Source organism: Streptomyces sp. NPDC028722, from assembly GCF_040637655.1.
Lineage (GTDB): Bacteria > Actinomycetota > Actinomycetes > Streptomycetales > Streptomycetaceae > Streptomyces.
On record NZ_JBEZWU010000007.1, the window covers coordinates 208,519 to 222,414 of the forward strand.

At 73.0% G+C, this 13,896-nt stretch carries 13 protein-coding genes, 1 tRNA gene and 1 riboswitch; of the genes, 7 read left to right on the forward strand and 7 right to left on the reverse strand.

From position 1 onward, the window contains the following. Positions 1-166 precede the first annotated feature (166 nt). Entirely contained in the window at positions 167-592 is a 426-nt protein-coding gene (locus tag AB0F03_RS14260) for an Hsp20/alpha crystallin family protein (protein ID WP_361990848.1), read from the reverse strand. 171 nt (positions 593-763) lie between these two features. Here AB0F03_RS14260 and AB0F03_RS14265 point away from each other — a divergent pair, with 171 nt between their 5' ends. Beyond that, positions 764-1,066, forward strand: coding sequence for a hypothetical protein (locus AB0F03_RS14265; protein WP_361990519.1), 303 nt, complete (start codon positions 764-766; stop codon positions 1,064-1,066). 64 nt (positions 1,067-1,130) lie between these two features. Here AB0F03_RS14265 and AB0F03_RS14270 read toward each other — a convergent pair whose 3' ends face one another. Further along, positions 1,131-2,087 (reverse strand): helix-turn-helix domain-containing protein, encoded by a 957-nt coding sequence (locus AB0F03_RS14270; protein ID WP_361990522.1) that lies wholly within the window; start codon positions 2,085-2,087, stop codon positions 1,131-1,133. A gap of 152 nt (positions 2,088-2,239) precedes the next feature. On the opposite strand from AB0F03_RS14270, the gene AB0F03_RS14275 reads away from it, so the two are divergent. Beyond that, positions 2,240-2,794 (forward strand): hypothetical protein, encoded by a 555-nt coding sequence (locus AB0F03_RS14275; RefSeq protein ID WP_361990525.1) that lies wholly within the window; start codon positions 2,240-2,242, stop codon positions 2,792-2,794. Between the two features lie 43 nt (positions 2,795-2,837). Here the strand turns inward: AB0F03_RS14275 and AB0F03_RS14280 are convergent, their stop codons facing one another. Next, positions 2,838-4,313 carry an MFS transporter gene (locus AB0F03_RS14280; protein ID WP_361990528.1) on the reverse strand — a complete coding sequence of 492 codons (1,476 nt, stop codon included), beginning with the start codon at positions 4,311-4,313 and terminating at the stop codon, positions 2,838-2,840. 317 nt (positions 4,314-4,630) lie between these two features. Next, positions 4,631-5,944, reverse strand: a complete 1,314-nt coding sequence (locus AB0F03_RS14285; RefSeq protein WP_361990531.1) for a DUF445 domain-containing protein — start codon at positions 5,942-5,944, stop codon at positions 4,631-4,633. Between the two features lie 196 nt (positions 5,945-6,140). On the opposite strand from AB0F03_RS14285, the gene AB0F03_RS14290 reads away from it, so the two are divergent. Then, positions 6,141-7,484, forward strand: coding sequence for an SGNH/GDSL hydrolase family protein (locus tag AB0F03_RS14290; RefSeq protein WP_361990533.1), 1,344 nt, complete (start codon positions 6,141-6,143; stop codon positions 7,482-7,484). Between the two features lie 26 nt (positions 7,485-7,510). Beyond that, a complete protein-coding gene (rdgB, locus tag AB0F03_RS14295) occupies positions 7,511-8,113 on the forward strand; it encodes an RdgB/HAM1 family non-canonical purine NTP pyrophosphatase (protein ID WP_361990536.1) in 603 nt (200 codons plus the stop codon). A 56-nt stretch (positions 8,114-8,169) separates the two neighbouring features. Here rdgB and AB0F03_RS14300 read toward each other — a convergent pair. Both AB0F03_RS14300 and bcp read right to left on the reverse strand, forming a co-directional pair. Further along, positions 8,170-8,253: transfer RNA gene (locus AB0F03_RS14300), tRNA-Leu, on the reverse strand. 116 nt (positions 8,254-8,369) lie between these two features. Continuing rightward, entirely contained in the window at positions 8,370-8,837 is a 468-nt protein-coding gene (bcp, locus tag AB0F03_RS14305; RefSeq protein WP_361990538.1) for a thioredoxin-dependent thiol peroxidase, read from the reverse strand. 93 nt (positions 8,838-8,930) lie between these two features. Between bcp and AB0F03_RS14310 the strand changes: the two genes are divergently transcribed. From AB0F03_RS14310 to AB0F03_RS14320, 3 genes are all read left to right on the forward strand, one after another. Next, complete coding sequence (locus AB0F03_RS14310; protein ID WP_361990541.1) at positions 8,931-9,260, forward strand: DUF3618 domain-containing protein; 330 nt, start codon at positions 8,931-8,933, stop codon at positions 9,258-9,260. Positions 9,261-9,315: 55 nt separating this feature from the next. Continuing rightward, entirely contained in the window at positions 9,316-9,675 is a 360-nt protein-coding gene (locus tag AB0F03_RS14315; protein ID WP_361990544.1) for a co-chaperone GroES, read from the forward strand. Positions 9,676-9,733: 58 nt separating this feature from the next. Next, a riboswitch (guanidine-III (ykkC-III) riboswitch) is annotated at positions 9,734-9,801 on the forward strand. 37 nt (positions 9,802-9,838) lie between these two features. After that, a complete protein-coding gene (locus AB0F03_RS14320; RefSeq protein ID WP_361990547.1) occupies positions 9,839-10,159 on the forward strand; it encodes an SMR family transporter in 321 nt (106 codons plus the stop codon). 2 nt (positions 10,160-10,161) lie between these two features. On the opposite strand, the gene AB0F03_RS14325 is transcribed toward AB0F03_RS14320, so the two are convergent. Then, positions 10,162-12,960: a transglycosylase domain-containing protein gene (locus AB0F03_RS14325; RefSeq protein ID WP_361990850.1), complete on the reverse strand. Its 2,799-nt coding sequence runs from the start codon at positions 12,958-12,960 to the stop codon at positions 10,162-10,164. Positions 12,961-13,896 lie beyond the last annotated feature (936 nt).

Sequence of the window (13,896 nt, forward strand, 5' to 3'; positions counted from 1 at the left end):
CTGGCGTGGGGGCCGGCGCCGGCGGTGGCACGCCGTGGCGGCTCACTCGTGCCGCGCGGCGCACTCGTGCCGCGTGGGCAGGCGCGCGTCCCGGGCCCTGCTCGGGCCGCGGGACGCGTGGGTGTGGCCGGTGCCGGTCGCCCGGACGGGGGTTCGTCGGCCGACGTCAGCCGCTGAGCTGCTTGCGGTCGCCGCCCCCGCCGCTGATCTGGATGCGGCGCGGCTTGGCCTGTTCGGCCACCGGGATGCGCAGGGTGAGGACCCCGGCTTCGTACGAGGCGTCGATGCGCTCGGTGTCGAGGGTCTCGCCGAGGAACAGCTGGCGGGTGAACGTGCCCGTGGGCCGTTCGGCGACCAGCATCTCGGCGCCCTCGGGTGCGGCGCCACGGCGTTCGGCGCGGACGCTGAGGACGTTGCGCTCGACGTCGAGTTCGATCGACGCGGGGTCGATGCCGGGCAGGTCGAAGTGGACGAGGAAGTCGTCGCCGGACCGGTAGGCGTCCATCGGCATCGCGGCCGGACGGGCGTTCGCCCCGAGGACCTGCTGCGCGAGCCGGTCGAATTCGCGGAACGGGTCGGTACGCATGAGCATCACGGGTCACTCCTCTCTTCGGGAACCGGGGTGCGATGCCCTACGCGTTCTTATATAACTCTCCGCCGGAAACTTGACAAGCCTCGACTCAGGTCCGGGTCTCGTGGCGTGCCGCGCGTTAGCCTCGGAGCAGACCTCGGGGCAGCAGCAGGGACACAGGAGGAGGCACTCATGGCCAGGGTTCCCAGTGCGGTCGTCGCCGCGACCGGGCTCGTCGGCGGCTACGGCGTCGCCCGCTGGACGAAGAAGCGGCAGCTGGGCGGAGTGGTCCTGGCCGTGGCGGGTGCCGCCGCGGCGCGGCAGTGGCGGCGGCAGGCGGGCGGGACGGCCGCGGGTGCGCTGACCGCCGCGTACGTCGCCGCGTTCGCCGGCTCGCATCCGCTCGCCAAGAAGGTCGGCGCCTGGCCGTCCGTCCTCGGCGTCGCCGGTGCCGTCGCCCTCACCTCCTGGGCCGTCGCCGACCGCAAGGCCTAGACGGCCGCCGGCGGCTCGGGCATCGCACGCGGCGGCCGGCTGCGGGTGCGGGCCGCCTACGGCCTCACCGTGTCCCCTCCTCCGTCCGGAACGCCCGCCGGTATCCCTGGGGGCTGGTTCCCGTCACGCGGCGGAAGCGTTCGCGGAAGGTGGTGGGGGAGCCGAAGCCCGTCCGGCCGGCGATGCGTTCCACCGGGTGGTCCGTGGTCTCCAGCAGGTACTGGGCGCGCCGTACCCGTGCCCGGTGCAGCCAGCGCAGCGGTGTCGTACCCGTCTGGTCACGGAAGCGGCGGTTGAGGGTGCGGGCGCTCATGCCCGCCCGCGCCGCGATCTCCCCCAGGGTGAGATCGCGGTCGCAGTGGGCCTCCAGCCAGGTCAGCAGGGGCTCCAGGGTCGCGCCGGCAGGGGCCGGGGGCAGGTCGTGGACGATGAACTGGGCCTGGCCGCCCTCCCGTTCCAGCGGCATCACCGACATGCGGGCGGCGTGCGCGGCGACCGCCGAGCCGAAGTCCCGGCGGATCATGTGCAGGCACATGTCGAGGGCCGCGGCGGCGCCCGCGGAGGTGAGGAACTGGCCGTTGTCGACGTAGAGGACGTCCGGGTCGACGGTCACCTCGGGGTACCGCTCGGCCAGGTGTCCGGCCGCCGACCAGTGGGTCGTCGCGCGCAGGCCGTCCAGCAGGCCCGTCGCCGCGAGCAGGAACGCGCCCACGCAGATCGACGCGATGCGGGTGCCGTGCGCCGCCGCCGCGCGCAGGGTCTCCGCGACGGCCGGCGGCAGTGCCTCCGGGGGCTCCGCGACACCCGGCAGGATGATCGTGTCGGCCTCCGCGAGCGCGTCCAGGCCGTACGGCGCCCGCATCGTGAAGGCGCCGGTGCTCACCTCCTCCCGCACCGAGCAGACCCGCACCCGGTACGGCGTCCGGCCGTCGGGCAGCCGTGAGCGGCCGAAGGTGTCGATGGGGGCGGACAGGTCGAACGGGATGACGCCGTCCAGCGCCAGTACGGCCACGGTGTGCATGGCAGGAATCTAGCCGTACGACGGGTTGCCGCCGACCGTGCGGCAGCGGTGCTGCCCGGTGCGGGCGCTGGTGGCACCGCTTGGCGGGAATCCGTCGGCAGTCGGCATTTCCGCCACTCCTGCGAGATCGGCGCCGCGCCTACGGTCACCCCGTGACCAAGTTCCTCCTCGCCGTCCACGTCCTCGCCGCGATCCTCGCCGTCGGGCCCGTCGCCGTCGCCGCCAGCATGTTCCCGCCGGCCGCGCGCCGCGTCCTGGCCGTCCCCGGCACCACCCGCGACCCCGGCGTCCCGAGCCCCGCCAGCGCCGCCAGCACCGCGAGCAGCGCCACCGCTGCGAGCACCACCGGCGACCCCGGCGCCACCACCGGCACCGACGCCGGCACCACCGTTCTCCTCCTGCTGCACCGGATCTGCCGCGTGTACGCCCTCGTCGGCGTCGTCGTCCCGGTCTTCGGGTTCGCCACCGCCCGTGAGCTGGGCGTGCTCGGCAGTGCCTGGCTGGTCGTGTCGATCGGGCTGACCGTCCTGGCCGCGGTCGTGCTGGCCGTGTTCGTGCTGCCGGCCCAGTCCGCGCTCCTGGAGGGGAGCGCGGACCGGGCCGGGCTGACCGTGCGGCTCGCCATGTGCACGGGGTTGTTCAACCTGCTGTGGGCGGCCGTGACGGTCCTGATGATCGTCCGGCCGGGCTCCACGACGGGCGCCTAGCGGGTCAGGGCGTCCGACGCCGCCCGGGCACCCACCGGGCGCTCTACGCCGTCGTCTTCGCCCGGCCGGCGACCGCGCTCAGCGGGCGGGCGACGTCCTCCAGGGAGCGGCGTTCGGCCCGTACCGCCAGGGCCGCCGCGACCAGGCCGGCCGCGCACATCAGCCCCGCGCCGATCGAGAAGGCGAGGACCGTGTCGCCGACCCGGCCGGTGCTGGTGAGGTCGGCGAAGATCAGCGGGCCGCTGATGCCGCCGGCCGCGGTGCCGAGGGCGTAGAAGAAGGCGATCGACATCGCCCGCGTCTCCATCGGGAAGATCTCCGACACCGTCAGATAGGCGCTGGAGGCGCCCGCGGAGGCGAAGAACAGCACCGCGCACCAGCAGGCGGTCAGGGTGGCCGCGCTCAGCGAGCCCCGGTCGAACAGCCATGCCGTGCCGAACAGCAGCAGACCGGACAGGATGTACGTCGAGGAGATCATCACCCGGCGGCCGACCGTGTCGAAGAACCTGCCGAGCAGCAGCGGGCCGCAGAAGTTGCCGATGGCGATGACCGCGAAGTAGTAGCCGGTGCGGTCGGCGGGCACGTCGAAGAACTTCGTCAGGATCGCGCCGAAGCCGAAGGTGATCGCGTTGTACAGGAACGCCTGGCCGATGAAGAGGGAGAACCCGAGGACGGCCCGCTTGCGGTACTGGCCGAAGACGGTGCGGGCGATCTCCAGGAAGGTCACGTTCTCGCGCTGGTGGATCTCCAGCTCGCCCTCGGGCCTGGGGAGCCGCTCGCCCTTGTCGGCCTCCACCCGGCGTTCGATGTCGGTGACGATCTCCTCCGCCTCCCGGTCCCGGCCGTGGATCAGCAGCCAGCGCGGGCTCTCCGGGACGTGCCGTCGTACGAGCAGGATGACCAGGGCGAGGACGGTGCCCAGTGCGAAGGTCAGCCGCCAGCCGACGTCGGCGGCCAGCAGGTCGGTGTCGAGCGCGACGATCGACAGCAGGGAGCCGCCGACCGCGCCCAGCCAGAAGCTGCCGTTGATGATCAGGTCGACCCGGCCGCGGTAGTTCGCCGGGATCAGCTCGTCGATCGCGGAGTTGATCGCCGCGTACTCACCGCCGATGCCGAAGCCGGTGAGGAAGCGGAAGAGGAAGAACCACCAGGCCTCCCAGGAGACGGCCGTCAGGGCCGTCGCGGCGAGGTACACCGCCAGGGTGATCATGAAGAGGTTCTTCCGGCCGAACCGGTCGGTCAGCCTGCCCCAGAACAGCGCTCCCACGCAGGCGCCCGCCACGTACAGCGCGGCCGCGGTGCCGGTGACCTGTCCGGAGCTGATCGACAGGCCGCTGCCGGGCTCGGACAGGCGGCTGGCGATGTTGCCGACGACCGTGACCTCCAGACCGTCCAGGATCCATACGGTTCCCAGGCCGATCACGATGGTCCAGTGCCAGCGGGACCAGGGCAGACGGTCCAGCCGGGCGGGTATGTCGGTGGTGATGGTCCGGCCTCTCGCGGCCTGCGCTGTGCTCATGGGCTCCCTCCTCGCCGAGGACGGGATACCGGGTGCCCTGAGCCCGCCGGAACAGTCCGGTCCGGCGTTCGCCCAGGCCGGAAGGGACCCGGCCCACCCGACTGGAAGGGCCCCGCCCGGCCGCGGGGTCCCGGTCCACCCGGCCGCAGGGCCCCCGGTCCACCCGGCCGCAGAACCCCGGTCCACGCGGCCGCAGAACCCCGGCCCGCCCGGACGACAGAGCCCCGCTCCACCCGGCCGCAGGGCCCCGGCCCGCCCGGACGACAGAGCCCCGGCCCGCCCGGACGGAGGGGGCCGCCCCCGGTCGGTCGGGCCCGTCAGACCCCCAGCCCGCGTGACACCGTGTAGATCAGCAGCCCGGCCAGGGAGCCCACGACCGTGCCGTTGATCCGGATGAACTGGAGGTCGCGGCCGATGTGCGCCTCGATCTTGCGGGTGGTGTGCTCGGCGTCCCAGCCCGCCACGGTGTCCGTGATCAGCGAGGTGATCTCCTTGCGGTACGTCGTCACGACGTGCACCGCCGCGCCCTCCACCCAGCTGTCGACCTTCCCCTGCACCTTCGCCTCGGTCGCCATCCGGGTGCCCAGTGACAGCAGGGCGGCCCGGACCCGCAGCCGCAGCTCACTGCGCTCGTCGTCCGCCGCCGCCACGATCATCGACCGTACGGCCGTCCACGTGGAAGCGATCAGCTCCTGCACCTCGCCACGGGCCAGCACCTCGGTCTTGAGCCGTTCCACCCGTGCGCGCGTGTCCGTGTCGGATTGCAGGTCGGCGGCGAAGTCGGTGAGAAAACGGTCGAGGGCGCCGCGCGCCGGATGGGAGGGCATGTCCCGCGTCTCGGTGACGAAGCGCAGCAGTTCCTTGTAGACCCGCTCGCCGACCTTGCGGTCCACGAACCGCGGGGTCCAGCCGGGGGCGCCGCCCTCCACGGCCACCATCACGTCGTCGCGGTGCAGGACCAGCCAGTCGTGGGCACGGCTCACCACCAGGTCGACCACGCGCCGGTGCCCGCCGTCGGCGACGACCTTCTCCAGCATCTTGCCGAGTCCCGGCGCGATCTCCCGGGCGTCCGCCCGCCGGGTGATCGCCTCGCCGACCACCGCCTGCACGTCCGAGTCCCGCAGCACCGTCAGCGCGCCGCGCAGCGCGGTGGCCAGCTCCGCCGTCACCCGGTCGGCGTGCTCCGGCTCGGCCAGCCAGGTGCCGAGCCGGCTGCCGATCCCGACGGCGTGCAGCCGCTGCCGTACGACGTCCTCGGAGAGGAAGTTCTCCCCGACGAACTCGCCCAGCGAGACGCCCAGCTGGTCCTTCTTGTTGGGGATGATCGCGGTGTGCGGGATGGGCAGGCCCAGCGGATGCCGGAAGAGGGCCGTGACCGCGAACCAGTCGGCGAGCGCGCCCACCATGCCCGCCTCGGCCGCCGCCGCCACATACCCCGTCCACGTCCCGGCTCCCGCCTGGCCGGCCACCTTCGCCAGCACGTACACCACGGCCACGAGCAGCAGCAGCCCCGCCGCCGTGAGCTTCATCCGCCGCACCCCGCGCCGGCGCTCCTCGTCGGCCGGGGTGAAGGCGGTCATGGTCCGGTACGACGTGCCCCGTCCCGGCGTTCCCGTATCGGTAGGTTTCATTTGCTCCACCCGTTCGGTGATCCCGCACACAATTGTCCCCGTCCGGCCGATTCCCGGAACGAAACCGGAGTTCCCGGCGTCTGTCTGGACGGGAGTAGTGGCAGGGTCCTGTCAGATCTCCCCGGCCCATGACGGATCATGGGCTCAGCAAGATCGGAGCCTCGGGCTCCCATCTCCCGAGGAGAACAACACAAGCATGACCAAGCGTCATGGTTATGCCGTCCTGTGCGCACTCGTAGCCCTGGTCGCGGCCCTGTCCGCCGCCATCTACGTCACCGTGGCGGCCGATGACGGCGCCCCCGGCGCCGTCCGCGGCACCCTCGCCGACAGCCGCCCGCACCGCGACAGCGCCGCCGCCCCCGCCTCCACCGGCACCTGGGTGGGCGCCTGGGCCACCGCCCCGGTCGGCGGCGAACCCGGCACCGAGGCGGCCGGCATGGCGGGCCGCTCCGTCCGCAACGTCGTCCACACGGCCACCGGTGGTACGAGTGCCCGCATCACGCTCTCCAATCTGTACGGCCAGTCACCGCTGACCCTCACCCACGCCACGATCGCGCTCTCGGCGGGGGACGGCACCGCGGCGGCCGACGCGTCGACGATGCGGCGCCTCACGTTCGACGGCGCCACCGGCGTCGTCATCCCCGCGGGCGGACAGATCGTCAGCGACGCCGTGCGGCTCCTCATCCCGCGCGGCAGCGACGTCCTCGTCACCACCTACTCCCCCACCCCCTCCGGGCCGGTCACCTACCACCCCCACGCCCGCCAGACGTCCTTCGTCGCCGACGGCGAGCGCGCCGAGGACGTGACCGGAGCCCCGTACACCGAACAGACCCCCTACTGGCGGTATCTGACGGCGCTCGACGTCCTCAGCAACGAGGCCGACGGCACCGTCGTCGTCTTCGGTGACTCCATCACGGACGGCATCACCTCCACCACCGGCGCCAACCACCGCTGGCCCGACATCCTCGCCGGCCGGCTGCGCGGCGCCCTGGAGAGCGGGCGTCAACTGCCGCGCTACAGCGTCGTCAACGAGGGCATCAGCGGCAACCAGGTCCTCGCCGACGGACTCGGGCGGCCCGCCGAGAACCAGAGCGGCCTCGGCCGGTTCGGCCGCGACACGCTCTCCCGCACCAACGCCAGGGCCGTCGTCATCGACCTCGGTGTCAACGACATCCTCCGCAACCGCGAGCTTGCCGACCCCGACCGCGTCGTCACCGGCCTGCGCACCCTGGTCCGCCAGGCCCACGCCCGCGGCCTGAAGGCCGTGGGCTCCACCCTGATGCCGTTCCGCGGCCACCGCGGCTACACCCCGGCCCGCGAGGCCGTACGCCAGCAGATCAACGCCCGGATCCGGGCCGGCGGGGTGTACGACGCCGTCGTCGACTTCGACCGGGCCCTGCGGGATCCCTACGACCCCCGCCGGCTGCGCGCCGAGTACGACTCCGGCGACCATCTGCACCCCAGCGACCTGGGCTTCGCCAGGATGGCCGAGGTCTTCGACCTGCGCACGCTGCGCGGGGCGGGGCAGACGGAGCTGTGACCGGGGGGCGAGGAATACTGGCGGGCATGACCCGCTTGATCCTCGCCACCCGCAACGCCGGAAAGATCACCGAGCTGAGGGCGATCCTCGCCGAGGCAGGCCTGCCGCACGAACTGACCGGCGCGGACGCCTACCCCGACATCCCCGACGTCAAGGAGACCGGCGTCACCTTCGCCGAGAACGCCCTGCTGAAGGCGCACGCCCTCGCCCGCGCCACCGGCCTGCCGGCCGTCGCCGACGACTCCGGCCTGTGCGTCGACGTCCTGGGCGGCGCGCCCGGCATCCTCTCCGCCCGCTGGGCCGGCCGGCACGGCGACGACCGCGCCAACCTGGAGCTGCTCCTGGCCCAGTTGTCCGACATCGCCGACGAACACCGCGGCGCCCACTTCGCGTGCGCCGCCGCCCTCGCCCTGCCGGACGGCACGGAACGGGTGGTGGAGGGCCGGCTGCGGGGGGTCCTGCGGCACGCCCCCGCCGGTACGAACGGCTTCGGCTACGACCCGATCCTCCAGCCGGAGAACGAGACCCGTACGTGCGCCGAGCTGAGCCCGCGGGAGAAGAACGCGATCAGCCACCGGGGCAAGGCGTTCCGGGCGCTGGTGCCGGTGGTCCGGGAGCTGGTGGGCTGACCCGGGAGCGCGAAGGCCCGCCCAGGGGTCCTGGGCGGGCCTTCGCCTCACACGTGTGCGGCCGGAGGGACTCGAACCCTCAAGGGATTTCTCCCACAACATCCTAAGTGTTGCGCGTAGGCCAATTCCGCCACGGCCGCGTGCACGCACATGCTACCGGTCACGGATACCGCGCCACGGGGGATTCCCGGCGAACGAAAGAGCGGCCCGCACCGCGTCGCGGCGGTACGGGCCGTGGGGGCGCGGAGCGGGGCGGTCAGATGGCCAGGTCCTTGATGATCTTCGCTACGTGACCCGTCGCGCGGACGTTGTACAGGGCCCGTTCGACCTTGCCCCGCTCGTCGACGACCACCGTGGAGCGGATGACCCCCAGGTACGTCTTGCCGTAGTTCTTCTTCTCGCCGTAGGCGCCGTAGGCCTCGGTGACCCGCTTGTCGGGGTCGGCCAGCAGGGTGATCCGCAGGGATTCCTTCTCGCGGAACTTCGCGAGCTTCTCCGGCTCGTCGGGGGAGATGCCGATGACGTCGTAGCCGGCGGCGGCCAGGACCTCCAGGTTGTCGGTGAAGTCGCAGGCCTGCTTGGTGCAGCCGGGGGTCAGGGCGGCCGGGTAGAAGTAGACGATGACCTTGCGGCCCTCGTGGTCCGACAGGGAGACGTCGTTGCCGTCGGCGTCGGGGAGGGTGAAGGCGGGGGCAACGTCCCCGGGCTGGAGTCGCTCGCTCATCGGACCAGCGTAACCGGGGGGCCTTGCGGTGCGGCGCGGGCAGGAGCTGACAGACTGTCCGGAACAGCATCAGCAGACTTCGGAGGCCGTACGGTGGCGGACACGTCGGACACCAGAACCCCGGCGCAGATCGAGGCGGACATCAGGCGCCGCCGTGAAGTGCTGGCCGAGACGCTCGACGAGATCGGGGTGCGGGTACACCCGAAGACGATCGTCGGGGACGCGAAGGCCAAGGTCGTCGCGAACGTCGATCACACGGTCGGACGCGCATACGTGCAGGTGAACCGGTTGGTGAGCGAGGTACGGGCGCAGTTCGTGGACGAGGAGGGCGCCCCCCGGCTGGAGCGGGTCGTGCCGGCCGCGCTCGTCGCCGTGGGGGTCGTGGGCCTGCTGGCCCTCACGTCCCGGCGGCGCCGGGGCTGAGGGGAGCGGTGACCCGGGCACGTACGGGCGGGGCGAGGACAGGTAGGTTCACAGCGTGAGCGCCAACAGAAACCAGCACAGCACCCCCCATCACGACAAGCTGCCCATCCGGATGCTGCACGACCGGGTTCTCGTGCGGCAGGAGACCGGTGAGGGCGAGCGGCGGTCGGGGGGCGGCATCCTGATCCCCGCCACCGCGGCGGTCGGACGGCGGCTGGCCTGGGCCGAGGTCGTCGCGATCGGCCAGAACGTGCGGACGGTGGAGCCCGGGGACCGGGTCCTGTTCGACCCGGAGGACCGGGCGGAGGTCGAGGTGCGGGGCGTGGCGTACGTGCTCATGCGCGAGCGTGATCTGCACGCCGTCGCCGCGGACCGGTTCGAGGGGTCGGAGGACTCCACGGGCCTCTACCTCTGACTCCGCGGAGCAGCGCGAAGAGGGCCGGTGACCATCGTCACCGGCCCTCTTCGCCGTGTTTTGCTATGTTCGACAAGGAACCCGACGAGACGCGCCGTACCGGGCCGAAGGCAAAGACGACGCACCCGCGCAATTCGAACGCCGCGTCTCGGAGGTGCCTGTCATGGCCTGGGTTCTGCTCGTCGTCGCCGGTCTGCTGGAGGTCGGCTGGTCGGTCGGGATGAAGTACAGCGAGGGGTTCACCCGGCTGGTCCCGAGTCTGTTCACCGGGGCCGGCATCGTCGCCAGCATGGTCCTGCTGTCGTACGCCGCGAGGTCCCTGCCCATCGGCACGGCCTACGGCGTGTGGGTCGGCATCGGCGCGGCCGGTGCGGCGGTGCTCGGCATGATGGTGCTCGGTGAGCCGGTCACCGCCGCCCGGGTGTTCTTCGTGTGTCTGCTGCTGGTCGCCGTGGTGGGACTGAAGGCGACCGGCGGCCACTGACGTCAGGTGCCGGGGAAGCCGCCGTCGCCCGTGTCGGTACCGGTGGCGTTGCCGCCCTGGGGGCCGCCACCGCCCGTCGTGCCACCGTCACCGCCCCCGGTGGCCGTACCACCGCCGCCGGTCGTGCCGCCACCGGTGGGGGTGCCCCCGCCCGTGGCCGTACCACCGCCGCCGGTCGGGTCACCGCCGGTGGTGGTGGTCCCTCCGCCCGTGGTCGTGCCGCCGTCGGTGGGGGTGCCCCCGCCGGTGGTCGTGCCGCCGTCGGTGGGGGTGCTGCCGGTGGTGCCGCCGTCGGTCGGGGTGGCGGTCGTGCCGCCGCCGTCCGTGCCGCCGTCCGTGGCGGTGCCGCCGGTGCCCTGGCCGGCGTCCGTGCCGGGCGGGGTCGGGGCGGTGGAGCCGGGCGGCTGCGGCTGGTCGGCGCCGCTCTGGAGCCGGAGGTCGAAGTCGCCGGCCGGCTTGCCCTTCAGCGCGTCGCGCGTGTACTGCGCCCAGATCTGGGTGGGCGGGCCGCCGCCGTTCATACGGGCCACGCCGAGGGCGCCGTACAGCGGTACGTGCTTGGCCGTCACCGGGTCCTGGCCCATGACGGACACCACGGTGGCCAGGTCGGGGGTGTAGCCGGCGAACCAGGCGGCGGTGTCGCTCTCGGCGGTACCGGTCTTGCCGGCCGCCGCCCGGCCCGCGCCCTGCGCGGCGGTGGCGGTGCCGCTCCGGACCACGCTGCGCAGCACGGAGGTGGTGGTGTCGGCGGCCTCCCGGCTGACGGCCTGCCTGACCCGGCGTCCGGGCAGCTCGATCGCCGCGGTGCCCTCCTTGGTGATCTTCTGGACCAGGGTGTACGTGCCGTGCTTGCCGTGGTTGGCGAGCGTGGCGTAGGCCTCCGCCATGTCCAGGACGCTGGCGTTGGCGGTGCCGAGGGCCATGGACGGGGACGGGTAGAGGTCCGGGGTGCCGGCGGGGATGCCGAGGTCGACCGCGGTCTGCTTGACCTTGGCGGGACCCACGTCGGCGGCCATCTGCGCGTAGACCGAGTTCACCGACAGGTCGGTGGCCTTGCCGACGGTGATCGGACCGTACGACTTCTGGTCCTCGTTCTCCGGGTTGTACGGCGCGCCGCTCCAGCCCTGGACGGTGCGCTTGTTGGTGCCGTCGTAGATCGTGTTCGGGGTGATCGTGCGGCCGTCCTGGGTGGTCGAGCCGTTCTCCACCGCCGCGGTGAACACGAACGGCTTGAACGTCGAGCCGACCTGGAAGTCACCGCGGGTCGCGCCGTTGGTGTACTGCTTCACGTAGTCGACACCGCCGTACATGGCGACGACCTCACCGGTCCTGGGGTCGACGGAGGCGCCGCCCGCCCGGACGTAGGTGTCGGCCTTGCGGTTCTTCTTGTCCAGCTTCTTCATCAGCTGGTCGTCGACGGCCTTGACGAAGGCGTCCTGCTTGTTCTTCTGGATGGTGGTGGTGATGCGGTAGCCGCCGGCCTGCAACTGGTCGGCCGTCACGATCTTGTTCGTGATCAGGTAGTGCCGGACCGCCTCGACGAGATAACCGCGCTGACCGGACAGGCCCGTGGAGAGTATCTGCTCCTTGGGCATGGGGAACTTCACGCCGGCGCGCTCGGACGCGCTGAGCCAGCCCTTCTTCACCATGCCGTCCAGGACGTAGTTCCAGCGGGCGACGGCCGCCTTCTTGTTCTCCGGGTGCGCCACGACGTCGTACTCGCTCGGCGCGTTGACGAGCGCGGCGAGATAGGCGGCGCGGGCCGGGTCGAGGTCGGCGGCGTCACGGTTGTAGTAGGCCTGGGCGGCGGCCTGGATGCCGTAGGCGCTGCGGCCGAAGTAGCTGGTGTTGAGGTAGCCCTCGAGGATCTCGTTCTTGGACTTCTCACGGTCCAGCTTGACCGAGATGAAGAACTCCTTGGCCTTGCGGGTGAGCGTCTGCTCCTGGCCCAGGTAGTAGTTCTTGACGTACTGCTGGGTGATCGTGGAGCCGGACTGCTTGCCCTTGCCGGTCGCGGTGTTCCAGCCCGCGCGGAGCATCGCCTTGGGGTCGACGGCGGACTCGGTGTAGAAGTCGCGGTCCTCGGCGGCCAGTACGGCGTGCTGGGCGTCCTTGGAGATCCCGGCGAGACCGACGTTCTCGCGGTTGACCTGGCTGTCGCGTGTGTCGCGGGCGATCTGGGAGCCGTCGGCGTAGAGGTAGACGTTGGCCTGTTTGGTGGCGAAGGCGTTGGCCGACGGGATCTTGACCAGGGAGTAGCCGACGAAGAAGAGACCGATGACGAGGAGTACGCCGACGACGAAGGTGCCGAGCACCATGCGCCACGTCGGCAGAAGCCGCCGCCACCCGGTCCGCCTGGGCCGCTTGCCCTTCTTGGCCTTGCCACCGCCGTTGCCGTCACCGCTGCCGCCGCCGCTGCCTGCGGCGGTCGGGCCGTCGGTGGCGGCGAGCGCGGTGGTCCCGGCCTCGGAAGAGCCGGGACGGGGGGCGGCGGCACCGGCCGGGGACGCCTGAGCGGCGGCCGAGGCGGCCGCACCGGCTGCCCCGACGGCACCGGCCGCTCGTGCGGCGCGGGCGGCCCGTGCGGCGGCCGGGGAGGACGCGGCGGCGGAACCGGCGGCGGCGCCGGTGCTCTTGGCGCCGGTGCCGGTGCCGGAGTTCTGGCCGGCCGGGCGGGGCACGGAGGGACGGGGAGCGCGTCCGGCGGGGTCCTGCTTCGCCGCCGAGGAGGCGCCGGCCTCGCCGGGCTCCCCCGAGCGAGGAGCACCGACCCGCCGCAGCACCTGCGTGGTCTCGGCCACCGGCGCCCCACCGGCACCAGGCGTCTTGCCGGAACCCTGGGCAGCACCGGGCGTCTTGCCGGAAGCGGCAGCCGTTCCGGCACCCGCGGCGGCACCGGCCGCCTTGCCGGATGCCTCGGCGGCACCGGGCGCCTGACCGGACTGCGGCTGCCCGCGGTCCTTCCCGGACCGCGCCGAGGACGCGGACCCGGCCGCGGACGCCTCGGACTCCCTGGACGGGGTGATGCGCCGGAGCACCTGGGTGCTTTCGGCCGACTGAGCCTGCTCCGGCACGGAGGCACCCCCGGAGGCGCCCGCCTCACCGGCGCCGAACCGCTTGCCGGCAGCCCCGCCGGAATCCTCGGCGCCACCGGAGCCCACGGCCCCACCGGAGCCCGCGCCACCCGAACCGGCAGCCCCTCCAGAGCCCTTGGCGCCACCGGAGCCCGCAGGGGCACCCGTGCTTCTGGGCCTGCCGGTGTCCCCGGCTTCGGACTGTTCCGTCCGGGCCCGGGCCGCCTGACGGGCACGGGCCATGGACGCCGTACGGTCCTGGGCTCCCGAGCCCGAGCCGGAACCGGACCGGGACGACGAGCCCCCCGGACCGGAACCGGGGCCGGGTGCTCCCGGGGTGCCGGGGTCGGCGTCGGGTCCGGGGGTGCCCGCCCGGGTGCCCTCGGCACCGCGGGGCCCGGGACCGGCACCGCTGCCGGAGCTCGTGGGGCCGGCCGGGCCGGTCGTGGTGTGCGGGCGGCGGGCGGCGGACTCGCGGGGCGGCCGCCCCGCGGTGTCGTCGGACCCGCTCGTCCCCCCGCCCGGCTCGCGGCGCCCCGGATTCCCGGACCCTTCAGCCGGCAGCGGCTTTTTCGGTGCCGCGCCCTCGTTCGGCTGCTGCGGCTGCGGCTCGTCGCTCATGTCGTGCACGGACTCCTGTTTCGCGTCGTACGTTCCCGTACG

Bases quoted from the DNA above. Each gene is read 5' to 3' on its own strand.
- AB0F03_RS14260 (WP_361990848.1), bottom strand. From the start codon at position 592: ATGCTCATGCGTACCGACCCGTTCCGCGAATTCGACCGGCTCGCGCAG.
- AB0F03_RS14265 (WP_361990519.1), top strand. From the start codon at position 764: ATGGCCAGGGTTCCCAGTGCGGTCGTCGCCGCGACCGGGCTCGTCGGC.
- AB0F03_RS14270 (WP_361990522.1), bottom strand. From the start codon at position 2,087: ATGCACACCGTGGCCGTACTGGCGCTGGACGGCGTCATCCCGTTCGAC.
- AB0F03_RS14280 (WP_361990528.1), bottom strand. From the start codon at position 4,313: ATGAGCACAGCGCAGGCCGCGAGAGGCCGGACCATCACCACCGACATA.
- AB0F03_RS14285 (WP_361990531.1), bottom strand. From the start codon at position 5,944: ATGAAACCTACCGATACGGGAACGCCGGGACGGGGCACGTCGTACCGG.
- AB0F03_RS14290 (WP_361990533.1), top strand. From the start codon at position 6,141: ATGACCAAGCGTCATGGTTATGCCGTCCTGTGCGCACTCGTAGCCCTG.
- rdgB (WP_361990536.1), top strand. From the start codon at position 7,511: ATGACCCGCTTGATCCTCGCCACCCGCAACGCCGGAAAGATCACCGAG.
- bcp (WP_361990538.1), bottom strand. From the start codon at position 8,837: ATGAGCGAGCGACTCCAGCCCGGGGACGTTGCCCCCGCCTTCACCCTC.
- AB0F03_RS14320 (WP_361990547.1), top strand. From the start codon at position 9,839: ATGGCCTGGGTTCTGCTCGTCGTCGCCGGTCTGCTGGAGGTCGGCTGG.